The organism is Mesorhizobium wenxiniae (assembly GCF_002284535.1).
Classification (GTDB): Bacteria; Pseudomonadota; Alphaproteobacteria; order Rhizobiales; family Rhizobiaceae; genus Mesorhizobium; species Mesorhizobium wenxiniae.
In genome coordinates, this window is sequence record NZ_NPKH01000016.1 from 96,790 (window position 1) to 111,350 (window position 14,561).

Sequence of the window (14,561 nt, forward strand, 5' to 3'; positions counted from 1 at the left end):
CGGGTCGGGTACGGAACGTCCTCTTTCTGTTGCATCTGTCCTGAAAGCTGACCTTCCGCTTTCGGCCCTGATGCAGACATTTTTGCGATCAGCTTGGCAAGGACAGCTTCTGTGCAAGCAGCCGTTTCGCGGGGCGCGCGACCCTCTATTTTCCGGCTATTCCAGCCTTGCCCGTGCCTTCGCCGTCCAGGCGTTGAACAGCCGGTCGGCGATGATGCCGATGAAGGCGATGGCCAATCCGGCGACGATGCCGCGGCCGGAATCGGCCTTGGACAGCGCAATGAACACTTCCTGGCCGAGATCGCGCGTGCCGACCATGGCGCAGATGATGATCATCGCCAGCGCCATCAGGATCGTCTGGTTGACGCCAAGCATGATCTCGGGCAACGCCAGCGGCAGCTGCACGCGCAGGAACGTCTGGCGCTTGGTGCAGCCCGACACCTTTGCCGCCTCGATCAGTGCCGGCGGCACCTGCCGGAGGCCGTAATTGGTGTAGCGAATGGCAGGCACCACGGCGAAGGCGACCGTGGCGATCATCGCCGTCACGTCGCCGACGCGAAACAGCATCACCACTGGAATGATGAAGCAGAACGACGGCAGCACCTGCAGCGTGTCGATGACCGGCGTGACGACCTTCTCGACGCGGTCGCTGCGCGAAGCCATCAGCCCGATCGGGATGCCGATCAGGCAAGCGATGAAAGCCGAGATGCCGCACAGGTAGACCGTCGCCATGGTCTTTTCCCACAGGCCGGTCACCGCGCAGAAGATGGTCAGCGCGGCGACCAGGACGGCGAGGCGCAGGCCGCCGAGTTGGTAACCGGCAAGGCCAAGCAGGAACACCGCGCCCAGCCACGGGAAGCCCTCGCAGAAGGCGCGCACCGGGTTCAGCACATTGAGGATCAGCGCCACGCGAAACGCTTCGATCGTGTCGAAGAAGTTGATCGTGATCCAGCTCACCGCTGTCTTCCACATCGGGGCGGTGGTGAAAGTGATCGCTTTCGGCACCGCCGCGAAGGCCGGCACAAACAGGCCAAGCAGCGTCGTGACGGCAAGGACGGCGATGGCCAGCGTCAGATTGGGGTAGCGGCGCCAGAAGCTCGGGCTCACCTCCTGATAAACATGGCCTTGCGCGTGACTGCGCGCGATCGCCTGGCTCAGCCGGTCGAGCGCGATTGCCAGCGCGACGATGGCAAGGCCGGCTTCCATTGCCTCGCCGATCTTCAGCGCGCGCAGCGCCAAAAGCACGTCGTAGCCGAGGCCGCCGGCGCCGATCATCGAAGCGATAATCACCATATTGAGCGCCAGCATGATGACCTGGTTGACGCCGACCATCAGCGCTGGACGCCCCGACGGCAAAAGCACGCGCCACAGTTTCTGGCGCGCCGTGCAGCCGGCCATCTCGCTGAAATCGTTGATCTCGGACGGCACCCGCGACAGTCCCAGCATCGTCGCGCGCACCATTGGCGGCGTCGCGAAAATGGCCGTCGCGATCATCGCCGAAACCGGACTGTTGCCGAACAAAAGAAGCATCGGGATCAGATAGGCGAAGGTTGGGATGGTCTGCATCAGATCGAGGGCAGGAGAGATCAACAGCCTCTCAGCCCATGGCTTGCGCCACGCCCAGATGCCGACGAACAATCCGGTGACGATGCAGAACGGCACGGCGATGGCGATCAGCCCGAGCGTAAGCATTGCGCTGGTCCATTGGCCGAACAGCGCGATGTAGAGGAAACAGCCGCCGACCAGCGCGCCGAGCTTCCAGCCGCCGGCGGCGCGGCCGGCCAGGAATGCAGCAATGCAGACGCCGACCCATGACAGGCGCGGCAGGACGACCATATCCGCGCCACGGCCGATCTTGAAACTCTTGGCAAGCAGATTGAGCGCGAAATCGAGCGGCACGCCGAGTGCCGCGGTGATCGACCGCGTCAGCCAGGAGAAGTTCGACTTTATCAGGTTCATCAGCGCGCTGACCCAGTCGGCGACGGAAACGATTGCGCCGGCCGGATAGTTGACTGCCCAGGGCAGCCTGTCCTGTAGCAGGAACACGGCAAGCACGGCGGCAAAGGCGCAGGCCCAGACCACCAGCCAGATCTGAACCGGCCGCGATCTCGCCTCGCTGGTGCTTGCCGTCACCGTCATGCGCTAGTCCCGCGACGCTCGATCCCGGCCAGAAGATCGATCACGGCTTGCGGCGTGACCTCGCCGATCGGCTTGCCGGTGCCGTTGACCACCGCGAACGGCTTGCCGGCCGACACAATGCTTGCCGAAAAACTTGATATCTTGGCGTCCGGCGCGACCACGCCGCCATGCTCGGTGCCATCGCAGGCGCGCATCAGGCTTCGCGCCGAGATCACCTTGGCGCGGTCGACGTCGCGGGTGAATTCGGCGACATAGTCGGTCGCCGGATTGACCACCAGCTCTTCCGGCGTGCCGATCTGGATGACCTCGCCGTCCTTCATTATGGCGATGCGGTCGGCCAGCCGGATGGCCTCATCGAAATCATGGGTGATGAAGACGATGGTCTTGTGCAGCATGGTCTGCAGCCGCATCAGCTCGTCCTGCATCTCACGGCGGATCAGCGGATCGAGCGCTGAGAACGGCTCGTCGAGAAACCAGATTTCCGGCTTGGTGGCGAGGCTGCGGGCGATGCCGACACGCTGCTGCTGGCCGCCGGAAAGCTCGCGCGGATAGAAATGCTCGCGACCGCGCAAGCCGACAAGCTCGATGACCTCGCGTGCACGTGCTTCGCGCGTCGGCCGGTCCTGTCCCTGGATGCCCAGGGGAAAGGCGATGTTCTCCAGCACGTTCAGATGCGGCAGCAGGGCAAAATTCTGAAACACCATGCCCATGCGGTGACGCCGCAGCTCGATCAGCGCGGCATCGGAAATCTTGAGAAGGTTCTTGCCCTCGAATTCGACCTTGCCATGCGTCGGCTCTACCAGCCGCGACATGCAGCGCACCAGCGTCGATTTGCCGGAGCCGGACAGGCCCATGATGATGAAGATCTCGCCCTGGCGGATTTCGAGGTCGACCGCGCGCACCGCGCCGACCAGCCCGGCCGCGGCGACTTCCGCCATGCTGGCCTTGCCGTCACGCTGGCGGATAAAATTGGCCGCGTTCGCCCCGAACAGCTTCCAGACATTGTAGCAGGCAAGTTTTATCGGGCGGGCATCCTTTGGCGTGCCTGCTGCTTGTAGCACCTGTTCAGTCGTATCGGCCATGCAGTCGTCCTTCTGGAATATGGAATAGAGACCCGGCCATGAATGACCGGGTCTCGCAGTTTCCAGTTGGAGCGATCACTCGGCCCAGGCTTTCCAGTCGGCTTCGTGGGCGGCAATCCAGCCAGCGGCGACATCTTCCGGCGTCTTGCCTTCGAGATCGATCTCGCCGCTCATCTTGTTGAGCTCGTCCGTGTCGACCGTGTAGTTTTTCGCGACCTTGTAGGCGACCGGCCATTTGTCCTTCATGCCGGCCCAGGAATATTTCCAGATTTCGCCATGCGGCTTGCCGCAGTCATATTTCGCTTCAGGGTTTACGCCCCATTTCGGATCGTTGTAGCATTCCGGCGTATAGTCGGGAAATTCGACCCATTCGCCCTTATACTTGGCCGGCGCCCAATGTGGCGAATAGACCCACAGCATGATCGGCGCCTTGCGCTGATAGGCCGAATCCAGTTCGGCGAACATCGCCGCATCGGTGCCGGCATGGATGACGGTGAAGGGCAGCTTCAGCGCTGCGGCACGCTCGTCGTCAAAACCTTCCCATGTCACCGGACCACCGAGGTAGCGGCCGTTCGGCGCCGTTTCCGCCGTCGAGAAGGCTTCGGCGCATTTCGGGTCCTTCAGCGCCTCCCAGTTCGGGAGGCCCGGGCATTTCTCCTTCATGTATTCGGGATACCACCATTCTTCCTTGGCCTTGGGCCCGAGCGCACCGAGGCGTTCGGTCTGCCCGGTCGCGTCGGAGGCCTTCATGGCTTCGCCGGCAGTCGTGTCCCAGAATTCCAGCGCGACTGTGAGATCGCCATTGGTAAGTCCGGTGGTCAGGCTGGAGAGATAGTCGGCGGTCGGGTACTCCACCGTATATCCGAGCTTTTCCAGAATGCCGCCGAGGATCTTTGCGTTCAGGTTGACGCTGGTCCAGTCGAACAGCGCGATCTTGATCGGGTCGTTGGATTCTGGCGCCGCCGCATGGACCGAAGGCGTCAGCACACTTGCCGCGGCAAGTGTTAAGGCTCCCATTGATAATCTGGAAATCATACTCCGAAGTGACATGCTTGTTCTCCTGTCAAGCTCTGGTGGAAGTTATCGTTCGTTCCCTTCTTGCGTCTTCTTTTGATTGTGTTGGAAAAGCTGGTCATTGCGCAAGGCCATTGGCACCAAATTGCTGTCGGCGCTAAAGTCGCCGCAGACGCAATGATGCCCAATTCGATGAAGATGTCGTGCGGGACGGGACCGCGTCATGGCTGCCGTGCTGCCGAAGCAGTGATCTGCGGATCGATCGCCGGTCTTGCGGCGCCCTCAAGCTTGCGAGCCATCAAGTTCCCATGATGTCGGCTGCCGGCAGTCGCCGAAGCCATTTTCATGGGATGAAATTATATATACCAACGTTCATGTCGCGCAACGACTAACGCGGCGCGAATCGCGCAATTCGGCTGCAGTTTCGCCGCCTGCCGATTATATCAGCAGATTGACGCGTGAACCTGCCCCGTTGCTCACGACATGATCAGCCCGCCATCGATATTGATGGTCTGACCGGTGATGTAGGCGGCGTCGCTGCTGGCCAGAAAGCTGACCAGGCCGGAAACGTCCTCGCCGCTGCCGGCGCGGCCCATCGGGATGTTCTTCACCCATTCCGCCATCAACTCGCCGGGCTTGTAATCGCCCATCAGCTTGCCCCATGCCGCGTCGTTATAGGCCCACATGTCGGTGTCGATGATGCCGGGACAGATCGCGTTGACGGTGATCTTCTCCTTAGCCACTTCCTTGGCGAGGCTCTGGGTGATGCCGACGACGCCGAATTTCGAGGCGGCATAGTGCGGCGTGTAGATGAAGCCCTGTCGCGCCTGGCCTGATGCGGTGTTGATCAGCCTGCCGCCGTCGCCATGTTTGCGGATGCGCGCGATCGCCTCCTGGCAGCACAGGAACACGCCCTTGGTGTTGACCGCCATTACCTTGTCCCATTCGGCCTCGGTCATCGCCTCGATCCTGGCGATGGTGATGACGCCGGCATTCTGTACGGAGATGTCGACGCGGCCGAACTGCTGTTCGGCCAGATCGTAGAGGGCGGCGACCTCGTCCTTCTTGGTCACGTCCATGCGCAGCGATGCGACCCTGGCGCCTTCCGCCTTCAGTCCGGCGGCGACCTCGTCGACGCGCGCGTCGATGGCGCTGACGACGACAGCCGCGCCCTCAGCCGCGAAGCGCCTGGCCATCGCCGCGCCGATGCCGCCGCTGGCGCCGGTGATGACAGCCGTCTTACCCTCAAATCGCTTCTGCATTTTTTCTCCTACCAGCAGACGAAGCCGCCATCGACAATCAGGTCGATGCCGGTGACGAAACTCGAAGCGCGGCTGGCCAGGAACACGGTCGGGCCGACCATCTCTTCCGGCGCCGCCATGCGCCCCATCGGCGTGTCGCGCTCGAAGATCCTGACCTGGTCGGCGACCTCCGGCCGCTTGTTCATCGGTGTCAGCGTGTAGCCGGGGCTGATGATGTTGACGCGCAGGCCGCGATCGGCCCATTCCATGGCGAGGCTCTTCGACATGTGGATGACGGCGGCCTTGGACGAATTGTAATGCGCCTGGGTCAGGCCGCGATTGACGATCGAGCCCGACATCGAGGCGATGTTGATGATCGAGCCCTTGCGCCGCGTCAGCATTGTGCGCGCTTCGGCCTGGCAGGACAGGAAAACGCCGTTGACATTGACGTCGTAGAGCTTCTGCCATTTCTCCAGCGACAGCGTCTCGGCCGGCTCGGCCGCGGCGACGCCGGCATTGTTGACGGCGATGGTCAGCGCGCCGAGTTCGGTTTCCGTGCGCTCGATCGCCACTGCCAAATCGGTCTCTGAAGTCACCGTGCCGGTCAGCACCAGTGCCTTGCGGCCAAGAGCCGAGATCCTATGCGCGGTTTCGTCCAGCCCGCCTTTCGAGGCATGGCCGAAACAGGCGATGTCGGCGCCGGCCTCGGCCAGGCCGATGGCGATTGCTTGCCCGATGCCGCTGCCGGCGCCGGTGACGAGGGCAACGTCCCCATGAAGATCGAATAGTTTCATCGAAATGTTTCCTGTTGAGCCGCCGGTGCTGCCTAGGAATGAAGGGGCGCCAGCCTCGGCTGGCGCCCCGCGCGGTCCGGTGCTTGGGAGAATACCACCTGCTGCGCTTTGTTCCGATTCCCCGATCGCCGGTTACGTCCTAGCTTGTGGCGAGTTCCATGACGGCGACGTTGCTTGCTTCGCTGCGATCGAGAATGCCGCGCTGGCGGCCACGGCTCAGCACCAGCACGCGATGCGACAGGCCGAGCACTTCCTCGAGGTCGGAGCTCACCACCACCACCGCCATTCCGGAGCGGGCGAGGTCGGCGATGACATCGTAGATCGCGGCGCGGGCGCCGACATCGATGCCGCGTGTCGGCTCGTCCAGGATGAACACCTTGGGCGGCCGTGAAATCCATTTGGCGATAATCACCTTCTGCTGGTTGCCGCCGGAGAGCTTGCTGATCGCCTGGCTAGGCCGGCCCTTGACGCCGAGCCGGCTTATGCCGGCTTCGGCGAATTTCTGCACCGCCTTCGGAAACACCCAGCCATTCGGCGCGACATGGTCAAAATTGCCGATTGCCAGATTCTCGCCGATGGTCTGGTCGAGAACCACGCCTTGCGCCTTGCGGTCTTCCGGCACCAGCACGACGCCGGCCTTGATCGCCGCCGCCGGGCCATTGAGGTGCACCGGTTTGCCGGCGACGCGCACCGACCCCGACGAAATCGGATCGGCGCCGGCGATCGCCCGCACCAGTTCGGTGCGGCCGGCGCCGATCAGGCCGGCGATGCCAAGGATTTCGCCGGTCCGCACCGAGAAGCTGACATTCTGAAAACTGCGTTCCGGCGAGGACAGGTTCTCGACTTCGAGCAACGTCTCGCTGCCCGGCTCCGAGAGCGGCGGGAACATCCGCTCGACGCTGCGGCCGACCATCTGCTCGACCACGGTGCGCACCGGAATGTCGGCGCGCTCGTGCCGGGCGACGATGCGCCCGTCGCGCATCACCACCACGCGGTCGGCGATCTCAGCGATCTCGTCCAGCCGGTGGCTGATATAGATGAAGGACATGCCTTCCGCCTTGAGCTTGCGGATCTGCTGGAACAACAGTTCCGTTTCTTCGCTGCCAAGCGCTGCTGTCGGTTCGTCGAAGATCAGAAGCTCGGCATTGAGCGTCAGTGCCTTGGCGATCTCGACCTGTTGCTGGGCGGCGATGCGCAGCGTGCGCACCTTGCGATCCGGCGAAACATCGAGGCCGAGGCGCTTCAGTTGGGCCGATGCCCGCGCATTCATAGCCGCGCGGTCGATGCGGCCGCCGCGCATCGGCAGGCGTCCGACATAGACGTTCTCGGCGACTGAAAGATCCGGCAGCAGCTTCAGTTCCTGGTGGATCATGCCGACACCGGAGTCGATGGCCGCGGCGGGAGAGGCGGGGGAATAGGGTTTCCCCCGCCATGTGATGCTGCCGGCATCGGGTTTGGTCGACCCGGCGATGATGTTCGAAACGGTGGACTTGCCCGCGCCATTTTCTCCAAGCAGCGCCACGACCTCTCCCGGCCGTACCTCGAAGCTCGCATCGGCCAGGACCTGGACCGGTCCGTAGCTCTTGCAGAGGCCGCTGACGAAGAGCCCCAGATGCGGGGTCTGCGTATGGCTGGGATCCAAGGCCATCGTTTCGTTACCGATTGTCAGGGATGCTTGGCGATGAACTGGTCGACATTGTCCTTGGTGGTCAGCGTCGCGTCCTGCAGCTGTTCTGCGGGAACGGTTTCGCCGGCTACCAGCTTGATCGCCGCGTCCACGGCAAGCCGGCCCATGCCTTGTGTCTGCTGCGTCGCGGTTACGTCGAAGACGCCGCCCTTCAGTGCCTTGAGCGCCGCCACGTCGCCGTCGAAGCCGGCAACCCAGACCTTGTGGCCGGGATTGGCGACCTTGACCGCCTGCGCGGCACCGAGCGCCAGCGCATCGGCCTGGCCGATGACGATCGACACGTCGGGATGCGACTGCAGCAGGTCCTGCGTCAGCTTGAAGCCTTCGTCCTGATGCCAGCCTTCGCTCCACAGTTCCCCGACCACCTTGATGTCGGGATAGCCGCTCAGCGCTTCGCCGCAGCCCTTCGACCGGTCGACCTCGGGCGTCGTGCCTTTCTGGCCATGGATGATGATCAGCTCGCCTTTGCCGCCGGCCTGCTTGGCGATGTAGTCGCACACCGCCTTGGCCGATGCCACGCTGTTGGTGGCGATGAAGGTGTCGCCGGGTGCGCCCTCGGCATTGCGGTCGACATTGATGACCGGGATGCCGGCAGCCTTGGCCGTCTTGGTCGGCACGGTGGCGGCGGTGGCGCCGGCCGGGATGTAGATCAGCGCATCGATGTTCTGCGTGATCAGGTCCTGCACCTGGCTGACCTGGGTCGCCGAATCGCCCTTGGCGTCGACGGTGATGATTTCGATGCCCTTTTCCTTGCCGTAGGCTTCGACGGACTGCTTGATCTGGTTGAAGAAATCGGCCTGCAGATTGGCGACGGCAAGGCCAAGCTTCTTGGCCTCCTTAGCCGATGCCGTCTCGGACAGTCCGAGCAGCGGAATGACGGCCGCGGCAGCAAGCAGCAATGAACGTTTGGTCAGCATGTGTTTCCTCCGTTGATGTTCAATCTGTTCTGCCGGCGCATCACGGCGCCCTTGGCCGAACAACTCCCAGTTCGGATCACCGATCCGTTTTCGCCCGGACACCCTGGCGAATTCTTCATTGCGTTCTGCGCCGCCACGTATCCGTGGCCACCGCCAGCGCGATCACCACGCCGATCACCACCTGCTGGATGAAGGGCGACACGCCGAGCAGGTTCAGCCCGTTGCGCAGCACGCCGATGATGAGCACCCCGATGGCGGTGCCGCCGATCGAGCCGACGCCGCCCGACAGGCTGGCGCCGCCGATCACCACCGCCGCGATCGTGTCCAGTTCGTAGCCGAAGCCGGAGCTCGGCTGGACGGAATCGAGCCGTGCCGCAAGCACGATGCCGGCAAGCCCGGCCAGCACGCCGCAGATTGCATAGACCCAGTTGGTCAGCGATTTGACCGGTATGCCGGACAGCCTGGCGACTTCGGCGCTGCCGCCGATCGCGTAGAGGCTGCGACCGGTCGCGCGATAGTTGAGGAAGATTGCGAAGATGATCGCCAGAACGATCATCAAGCCGACGGTGACCGACAGGAAGCCAAAATGGCGGATGATCGACAGGCTAGTGAACCAGTCGGGGAAGCCGATGATCTGCGAGCCGTCGGTGATCATGTTGGCGAGACCGCGGGCCACCGACATCATGGCCAGGGTGGCGATGAAGGGCGGCAGCTTGGTGACGGTCACGAGCAGGCCTGAAACCAGCCCGCAAAGTCCAGCAACGACAAGCGCTGTGACGATGCCGGCGGGCATGCCGAGATTGAGATGGTCGGGATGGGCGACGAACCCCATCACCATGGCGGCGAGCGCCAGCACGGAGCCGACGGACAGGTCGATGCCGCCGATCAGGATGACCAGCGTCATGCCGATCGCCATGATGCCGAGCACGGTGACCTGGTCGAGCACGTTGAGGATGTTGCGGACGGTCAGGAACGTGTCGGTGGTCAGCGACAGCGCAAGGCACAGCAGCACCAGCCCGATCAGCGGTCCCATGGTCCCGGCGAACAGGGCCGAAAGCTTCGCGCCCGCCGCGGCCTGCGCACCTGGGCCGGCCTTTAACTCGCTTGCACCGTTGCTCAGAGCCATTTTGTCTCCTCCATCAGCGATCCGGCGATGCGTCGTCGGCTCACTCTTGCTCACCAGGCACCTCCCTGTGAACAATTTATCTTTGATATGCAATTTTGTTCAGCTAAACTGTTCGTCGGAAAATTGTCAAGGCCCGCCGCATCATTCCGCGCCGGTTTGCGCCGCCAGCCGGTTTGCCTTACGAAAGGGCATGAAATGCCGCGTTTCAGGTCCGCTCTCATCCTGCGACTTCGTTTCGGCTGCTTGAGCAGGCCGAGACGGCCAAGACAAAGTAAATGTTCACCATTTTGGCTTTCATCTCGCGTTGTAGACGACATCCTTTCGATGTCATAAATCTTGAATCCTGGGCACGAGAACGATTTCGTGGCGCTTGGTGGGATACGCCGTTTGAATGGCATTTAAAGGATTCGGACGACCGCGGGAGGGCAAAAAGATGGCGATGACGGAGAATGACAAGGCCTCGCGCTTCCCGGATGCCGAGCTTAAGGCACGTGCCGCTTGGCACTATTATGTCGAGGGGCTGACGCAAGAGAGGATTTCGGAGATCCTCGGGATCGGTCGCATCAAGGTGCATCGCATCCTGTCCGCCGCGCGTGAGGAGGGCGTCGTCCAGTTCCGCATCCGCGACAGCGTGGTCGAATGCTTGGTGCTGGAAGAGGCTCTGAAGCAGCGTTTCGGACTGAGCCAGGCGGTTGTGGTGCCGTCGGCCGCCGACCGAACCAACACGCCGCTGATGATCGGCCACGCCGCGGGCGCCTATCTGGCCGACAATGTGAATGCCGGCGATGTCATCGCACTTGGCTGGGGGAGGACGCTGAAATTCGCCATCAACGAATTGCCGCGGCGGCCGATCGCCAGGACGACGGTGGTTTCCATGCTGGGCGGCCTCACCCATGCCCAGCCGCTCAACCCGACCGAGAGCGCCTGGGAATTCGCCGAAAAGATCGGTGCGGAGTGCTTTCTGCTGCCGGTACCGGTCTATGCCGACAGGCCGGAGCAGCGCGAAGCTTTCATGAGCCAGCGCAGCGTTCAGGACGTTGTCTTCCGCGCGCGCCGGGCAAACATCGCCGTGCTCAGCGTCGGATCATTTTCCAATGACAGCCCGATCGCCAATTACGGCTTCATCAAGCCCAGCGAACTCGAGGAATTGCAGGCGGCCGGCGCAGTTGGTGATATTTTATGCCATTTCATCGACGCCGAGGGCCGGCTCGTCGACCATGAGGTCAACCGCCGGGTCTGCGCCTATCCGCTGCAGGACCTGTCGGACATCCCGGCCATCATCCTGGTCTCGGGAGGGCAGGAAAAAATTGCCATCATGCGGGCGGCGCTCGCCAACACCAAGATATCGGTTTTGATCACCGACGAGGATGCGGCCAAGGGGCTGCTCAATCGCTAGCCTCGCTTAGCGCGTCGAGGCGGGCATGGATGTCGCGCGTCGCCCGATAAAGGTCGCGGTAGATCGCCTTGCGCGCGCGATAACCGGAGATCAGCCCGTCGACCGGCTCGACATGCCTGGTTGGCGGCGCGGCCATCGCCTCAGCCGCGGTCTCCGGAGAGGGAAACCATCCGATCGCGGAGGCCGCCAGCATGGCGGCGCCGAGCGCTGCGGCTTCGTTGACCGGCGAGACGGAGAGCGGCCGCTCGAGCACGCTTGCCATGATCCGCATCAGCAGGGCGCAGTTGGTGCCGCCGCCGGCAGCTATCACCGCCGCCGGTTTGCCGCCGGCTTGAGTTTCCATTGCTTCGCTGGCGATCGCCTGCTCGAAGGCGATGCCTTCCAGAACCGCTCGAAAAAGGTGCTTCGGCTCATGGTCCAGCGACAGACCGACAATGGCGCCTCTCGCCGCGCCATCCCAGTAGGGGCTCATGACACCGGCCCAATAGGGCATGACAAGCAGGCCCTCGCTGCCGGCGGAAACGTCGACCGCCGCCTTCTCCAGCGCTGCGGCCGACGGCGAGCCGGTCGTGCGAACGATCCAGTCGACCAGTTGCATGCCCGAGCGCAGCACGGTCTCCAACATGAAGCCCGAACCGGTCGGCGAGACCAGCGTTCGAAACGCGTTCGACGTCGTGATCTTACCGGAATAACAGCCGCTGACGATGCCCGAGCCAAGCGAGAGATAGCTTTTGCCTTCGGCGTGAACGCCCATGCCGAGGCCCATCGCCTGGCCGTCGCCGGCGCCGGCGACAACAGGCGTGCCGGCCTTCAGGCCGGTCAGCCGTGCCGCACTTTCGACAAGTCCGCCGCAGATTGCGCCCGGCGCGACCAGTTCCGGCAACTGGTCCGGCCGGAGTCCTGCGGCGGTAACGAGCTCAGGGTGCCAAGTGCCATTCCTGACGTCGAGCAGCCCGAGCGGATCCGCACTTGCCGTGCTGGTGACCAGATGTGCGGTCAGCCGGTGGACGAAGAAGCCATGCACGTCGATGAGTGCGGCTGCGTCGTCGAGCGTTTGCGGCTGGTGTTCGGCCAGCCAGGCGATCGCATAGAGCGCGGGCGTCGGGTCTGGCGGCTTGCCGCTCCAGTCGCGGATCGTCTCGCGGCCGAGCTCAGCCGAAAGCCTGATAACTTGCGGGCGCGCGCGCTCGTCCAGCCACAGGATCGCCGGAATAAGCGGCTTGCCGGCGTGATCGATCAGGGTGAAGGTCTCGCGCTGGTGGGCGATGGAGATCGCCGCCACTCGCAAAGCGCCCACCGCCTCAGTGACCTGCTTCAATGCACCGAGCAGCGCGGTCCACCAATGTTCGGCATCCTGCTCGAAATGGCCGGGCTTGGGATTTGAAAGCGGATAGGCTTCGCGCGCCTGGAACAGTTCCTCGCCATCGCGCGTGAAAGCGATCGCCTTCACGGCCGTCGTCGAGGCGTCGATCCCGATTACGACATCGTCCATCAGGTGGAAATCCAGCGGATTCAGGCGGCGTTCGTAACGAACCGTCCGTCCGACTGGTCGAGACGACGGCGGATCTGGGTTATCACCATCGAATCGTCGGGTACACAATTTTCGTAGGTGAGGAAATCGCCTGTCTTGACCGGCTTGACCACCTTGGCCCGCTCGGCGAGGCCGAGCGGCAGGGCGCCGCGGGCGCGCGCGTCTTCCCAGGTCATGGCGAAGCCGCGATAGTCGTTCTCGCCGATCATGCCGAGCGACTGGCCAATGCCGAGGTCGCTCTTGGCAACCGCCACCGCCTCGGCGACCGGATGGTCGAGCGGCTCCATGTCGGCGCGCTTGTAGACCACGGCGCGCGCCGCCGACAGCGGCACTTCCAGGCTGGTCAAATGATAGGGGCGGAAGATCGTGAAATAGGGGCCCTTGCCGACCTTGAGGTCGATCATGCGCTCCAGCACGCGCGGATGCCGGGTCTCGATGATGCAGAACACGCCTGGCGCCACGCCCTTGCCGATCGAATAGTCGACCACCCCCTTGCGATGCAGCACGCCGCCATCCTCGCGCGGGCAAAGCACGCTGGCGAGTTCCTCCAGCGTCGCGGTCGGGCCGTGCATGCCCGGCACGTCGGGCACCAGGCCGGTGGCATTGGCGATCGCCACCATCTCGATCGCCGTCTTCGAGCCGTCGACGAATTCGACCAGCATGCGCGCATTCATGTTGCGCTCGGCCGCCTCCTTCTCGTAGTCGGCCGGCATTGCGTCGATCTTCAGCGGATTGTTCTTGCCCTTGCCGGCGGCGATGATGTTGAAGCCGAGGCTCTTGGCAAAGCCGATGATCTCCAGCGTGCAGGCCGGCTCGTCGCCGGCCGCACCCGTATAGACGACGCTCGCCTTGCGCGCCTCCTCCTTGAGAAAGCGGCCGATGGTGATGTCAGCTTCGACATTGAGCATGACGATATGCTTGCCGTTCTTCATCACTTCGAGCGCGAACAGCGTGCCGATGTTGGGATTGCCTGTCGCGTCGATGATGACGTCGATGCGGCCGGCGGAAGCCAGCGCATGCAAATCTTCGGTCACCGCGATCTTGCCGGCCTCGATGGCGCGGTCGATCGCCGCCGCATTGGGCGCCTGCACAATATCGGAGCGGTCGTGGCCGGCGAGCAGTGCTGCATCGATCGCCGCCTGCGGCCTGACCTCGGAAATGGCGCCGATCCGCATGCCCGGCATCAACGCCACCTGGACGACGATGTCGGTGCCCATCTGCCCGGCGCCGGCAAGCCCGATGGTGATCGGCCCCTGCTTTTCAGCGCGCTGCAAAAGTTCCGCTGCAAATTGCGGATGGGCCATGTCGCTTCCTCCAGCTCTTGCCGCGTCGCGGCGTCGAAGTCATTTTGAACATTCCTATTTCCAAATGAAAATTATTTCAACACGCAATTCGGCAGCCATCTTTCCAAAATTTGTGCGCCCTTGGCATGCTGCTTGGCTGCGCGGTCAGCTACGGAGCAGAAGGCGGTGATCTCCAGGGATGCAGACGGCGATGACCGAGACATCGCTTCTCGCAAGCGAGCAAGTGCGGCGATAAGCTGCTTCATGGCGGCTCAGCTGCCGGTGCGTCTATCGCTAACGACGAAGCGCGCGACAGGTAGCGCCACCCGGCATGCTCGATCGGCGCATGCC

At 63.3% G+C, this 14,561-nt stretch carries 12 protein-coding genes; 1 reads left to right on the top strand and 11 read right to left on the bottom strand.

The genetic code is table 11. The features are described 5' to 3' along the window. Positions 1 to 156: 156 nt before the first annotated feature. The 8 genes from CIT31_RS08315 to CIT31_RS08355 form a co-directional block, all read right to left on the bottom strand. The gene (locus CIT31_RS08315; protein WP_095518206.1) at positions 157 to 2,139 is read right to left on the bottom strand and encodes an ABC transporter permease; all 1,983 of its coding nucleotides are present in this window, start codon (positions 2,137 to 2,139) and stop codon (positions 157 to 159) included. Beyond that, entirely contained in the window at positions 2,136 to 3,221 is a 1,086-nt protein-coding gene (locus tag CIT31_RS08320) for a quaternary amine ABC transporter ATP-binding protein (RefSeq protein WP_095518207.1), read from the bottom strand. The genes CIT31_RS08315 and CIT31_RS08320 overlap by 4 nt, the downstream gene beginning before the upstream one ends. Before the next feature lie 75 nt (positions 3,222 to 3,296). Then, positions 3,297 to 4,271 (bottom strand): ABC transporter substrate-binding protein, encoded by a 975-nt coding sequence (locus tag CIT31_RS08325; RefSeq protein ID WP_095518208.1) that lies wholly within the window; start codon positions 4,269 to 4,271, stop codon positions 3,297 to 3,299. 440 nt (positions 4,272 to 4,711) lie between these two features. Beyond that, positions 4,712 to 5,497 (bottom strand): SDR family oxidoreductase, encoded by a 786-nt coding sequence (locus CIT31_RS08335; protein WP_095518210.1) that lies wholly within the window; start codon positions 5,495 to 5,497, stop codon positions 4,712 to 4,714. Positions 5,498 to 5,505: 8 nt separating this feature from the next. Next, positions 5,506 to 6,270 (bottom strand): SDR family oxidoreductase, encoded by a 765-nt coding sequence (locus CIT31_RS08340; RefSeq protein ID WP_095518211.1) that lies wholly within the window; start codon positions 6,268 to 6,270, stop codon positions 5,506 to 5,508. 139 nt (positions 6,271 to 6,409) lie between these two features. Then, positions 6,410 to 7,918, bottom strand: a complete 1,509-nt coding sequence (locus tag CIT31_RS08345; RefSeq protein WP_095518212.1) for a sugar ABC transporter ATP-binding protein — start codon at positions 7,916 to 7,918, stop codon at positions 6,410 to 6,412. 17 nt (positions 7,919 to 7,935) lie between these two features. After that, positions 7,936 to 8,874 carry a sugar ABC transporter substrate-binding protein gene (locus CIT31_RS08350; protein ID WP_095518213.1) on the bottom strand — a complete coding sequence of 313 codons (939 nt, stop codon included), beginning with the start codon at positions 8,872 to 8,874 and terminating at the stop codon, positions 7,936 to 7,938. Positions 8,875 to 8,989: 115 nt separating this feature from the next. After that, positions 8,990 to 10,000, bottom strand: a complete 1,011-nt coding sequence (locus CIT31_RS08355; RefSeq protein ID WP_095518214.1) for an ABC transporter permease — start codon at positions 9,998 to 10,000, stop codon at positions 8,990 to 8,992. Between the two features lie 433 nt (positions 10,001 to 10,433). Between CIT31_RS08355 and CIT31_RS08360 the strand changes: the two genes are divergently transcribed. Beyond that, positions 10,434 to 11,396, top strand: coding sequence for a sugar-binding transcriptional regulator (locus CIT31_RS08360; RefSeq protein WP_029355395.1), 963 nt, complete (start codon positions 10,434 to 10,436; stop codon positions 11,394 to 11,396). Here CIT31_RS08360 and CIT31_RS08365 read toward each other — a convergent pair. From CIT31_RS08365 to CIT31_RS34130, 3 genes are all read right to left on the bottom strand, one after another. Then, on the bottom strand, positions 11,386 to 12,888 hold the full coding sequence (locus CIT31_RS08365) for a xylulokinase (protein ID WP_095518215.1): 1,503 nt from the start codon (positions 12,886 to 12,888) through the stop codon (positions 11,386 to 11,388). The two genes, CIT31_RS08360 and CIT31_RS08365, sit on opposite strands and share 11 nt — an antisense overlap. A gap of 20 nt (positions 12,889 to 12,908) precedes the next feature. Then, a complete protein-coding gene (locus tag CIT31_RS08370) occupies positions 12,909 to 14,231 on the bottom strand; it encodes an NAD(P)H-dependent oxidoreductase (protein WP_095518216.1) in 1,323 nt (440 codons plus the stop codon). Between the two features lie 71 nt (positions 14,232 to 14,302). Then, positions 14,303 to 14,476 (bottom strand): hypothetical protein, encoded by a 174-nt coding sequence (locus tag CIT31_RS34130; RefSeq protein WP_165778379.1) that lies wholly within the window; start codon positions 14,474 to 14,476, stop codon positions 14,303 to 14,305. Positions 14,477 to 14,561: the final 85 nt, after the last annotated feature.